Here is a 2,970-nt window from a genome sequence, read left to right as displayed (position 1 = left end):
GTTCTACGGATGTATTAGGACGAAGTTTAGCCTCTAATGCGGTTTTTACGGCTGGTGCTAATGACAGACTCACCAATATTAGCCTGACCAATTTTGGATTTTCATTAGAACCCTTGAGGAATTTCGAAGTACGGATTGATGGTAGTTTTAGACAGTTACGTTCAGCCTCACCAACATTTAGTTTGGATTACAATGATCCAAATTCGTCGACGGGGATTTCTTCTGAAGTTGACCAGTTCGAAAGCCGATTGGCCTTGTCTTATTTTCCAAAGCGACAAATGACAGGCTTTGGTGTAGAACGGAAAGAGAAGAATGATAATTTTGCAAGGCTATTTGCACAAGTCACTCGCGGAGATCGCAATTGGTTTGATAGCGATTTTGATTATACAAAGGTTCAGTTTTCATACATTCAACCATGGCAAGTCGGTGGTTTTGGTCGATTGGTCACTTCAGTTGAAGCAGGTAAAACCTTTGGCGAAGTGCCTTTAGCATTATTAAGCGTGGTGCCTGGCAACCAAACCTTTTTTTCAATATATAATACCTTCTCTCAGTTAGATTGGTATGAGTTTGTAACCGATACATATACCTCTTTACATTTAGAGCATAATTTTAATGGGCGTTTATTTTCCCGCATTCCTTTTTTAAAGAAATACAATCTCAGAGCTATTGCAAGTATTAGAGGTGTTTGGGGGGAATTATCGGATGAGAATATTGCGTTGAGCACCACAGGCAACCCAGTAGAATTTCCGTTAGTGGCTCCAGATTCTAGGGTGTATTATGAATATAGTTTTGGTGTGGCCAACATTTTTAAAATCTTACGCATCGATTTTAACTTTAGAGGCAACTACTTAGATAATCCTGACGCGCGACGTTTTGGAGTTACTGGTAGTTTTGGGTTTTACTTCTAAATATTTACTGCTTCAAAGGGATTAATATATTATCGGTAACTTCCTTTCTGGCATCTCTGTGATTTCTCATGTCATTGAGCATTACTTCATAATTTTTATCGAATGATTCTAGATATTCAATGATTTTAGTTGGCTTATAAGTAATATTAACAGGAGTTTGTTCTGCCGCGAATACGCGATCCGATAATAAAGCCCACCAATTTTCGCGCGCAATTTCAATTTTCATTAAACCTATGATATTTTGAAGGCGTTTAAATTTTCCTTGTTTGCCATACACCAGATTTTTCTTCTTCATATTCATTTCCGGATACGTTATTTTGATAATGACTTCTTCAGATATGTCATGTTCAGGGATACTAATATAAGTCATAAGTTCTTGACCATCATACGACCAATGCTCGTTACTAATTTTCGCATTGTATGGGTAGTTTTTGCCATTTATTTCTACTGATGTGGGAGGAAAGCTAATAGGAAGTTGTATGTTATAACTTCTAGCTGATAGCATGTTTTCATACTTTCCTTTTAAAGGGGAGATTGTGATAACTTTTTCATTGTCAGCTTCAAGCTGAGAAATTAAAGTCATAGTAAAAGACTTGGATTTGTAATTCTCATTATCTCCTTCATCTTCATATAACTCGAAGTTTCCCGAAGCTCCTGGAAATACCTTTAAAATAAGATGATTAGGGACATCTTGTAGGTTAGTAATTTTTGGATACATCGGAATTATTGCTCCCTCCTTAACAAATAATGGGAGTTCTTCAAGCATATAGGATTTATTGATGACTGTATCCCCTTCATGTTTCTCGCCAGTTGACCAATTAAACCAAATGCCTTTTGGTAGCCATATGTGTTGCTCTGCAATCAAGTCCTTTCCGACAGGTTCCGCAATAGGTGCAAATAGAAGTTGATCACCATACATATATTGGTATTTATGACTATAAGCATTCTCGTCTTTTGGATTATCGTAATACATAGGGCGACAAATCGAAACGCCTTTATCGAAGGCATGTCTTGCCATTGTATAGGTATAGGGTGTTAATGCATAGCGTAATTGAATAAGCTCTCGCATGTGCTTAAACTCATTTGGAAACATCCAGAACCGTCTTTCTATGGAGGATATTTTGGCGCTGTGTGTTCTCAATATCGGACTAAACACACCAAATTGTAACCAGCGTGTATACAATTCTGCATCTCGGTCTAAATCTCCCGAAGTATGGCCACCTATATCATGACTCCAGTAACCATAGCCAACATTTGATGCTGTATGCGTAAAGTAGGGCTGGTATTTAAGGGATTCCCACGATATTTTGTAATCACCCGAAAAACCGATTTGGTAGCGATGATTACCCAAGCCTCCCCAACGATGAAATAGTAGTGGACGCTTTCCTGTCCGTTCACCCATGCTCGTAAAAAAAGTGTGATTAAGCCACCAGGTATTATTTAAGCCTTCAACTATTTTGCTTTCGGGAAATTGTTGCCAGTCTAACCACCAAAAATCAACTCCCCATTCTTCATAAGGTTTAAGAAGTACATCAAAGTAGGTCTTTGCCCATTTCTTTTCGGCCATTTTGTAAGGGATCCATGCATTTCCTGAAGTATCAAAACCATAACTCTTGGCAAAATCTTGGTATTGCGATTCCATGGGCGCCACACCAGATGCTGGATGCAAGTTAAGAGCTGTTTTTAATTTTTCTTCGTTGGTCCATTCTATAAATTTTCTTGGCTCAGGAAACAAAGCTTTATTCCAAGTATAACCTGTCCAACCCAACATTTCACCAAAAGGGTCTCTTTTAGGATTTTTAATATTTTTTAAACCACCATGAGTTAAGTGCCAGTCCATATCAATAACAAGAACATCAATAGGGATTTGGTACCTCCTAAAATCATCCACCAAAGCTCTAAATTCAGGATCGGAATATGCCCAATATCTAGACCACCAATATCCGAACGCATATCTAGGTGGCATTGGAATTTTTCCAGCAATTAATGTGTAATCTAACAAGGCCTGTTTGTAGTTGAGACCATAACCAAAAAAGTACCAATCTTGTTCTGAATTGGATTT

The 2,970-nt window shown here is 38.0% G+C and carries 2 protein-coding genes; one reads left to right on the top strand and one right to left on the bottom strand.

Annotated features, from left to right (window positions below; translation table 11 throughout):
- On the top strand, positions 1-908 hold a 908-nt coding region (locus Q0992_RS16475), incomplete at its 5' end, for a DUF5686 family protein (protein ID WP_299526952.1).
- Positions 909-912: 4 nt separating this feature from the next.
- On the opposite strand, the gene Q0992_RS16470 is transcribed toward Q0992_RS16475, so the two are convergent.
- Positions 913-2,970: TIM-barrel domain-containing protein (locus Q0992_RS16470; RefSeq protein WP_299526950.1), on the bottom strand; the 2,058-nt coding region annotated here is incomplete at its 5' end.

The organism is Winogradskyella sp., assembly GCF_028289625.1.
Taxonomy (GTDB): domain Bacteria; phylum Bacteroidota; class Bacteroidia; order Flavobacteriales; family Flavobacteriaceae; genus Winogradskyella.
This window is presented reverse-complemented; position numbering and strand designations above follow the sequence as displayed.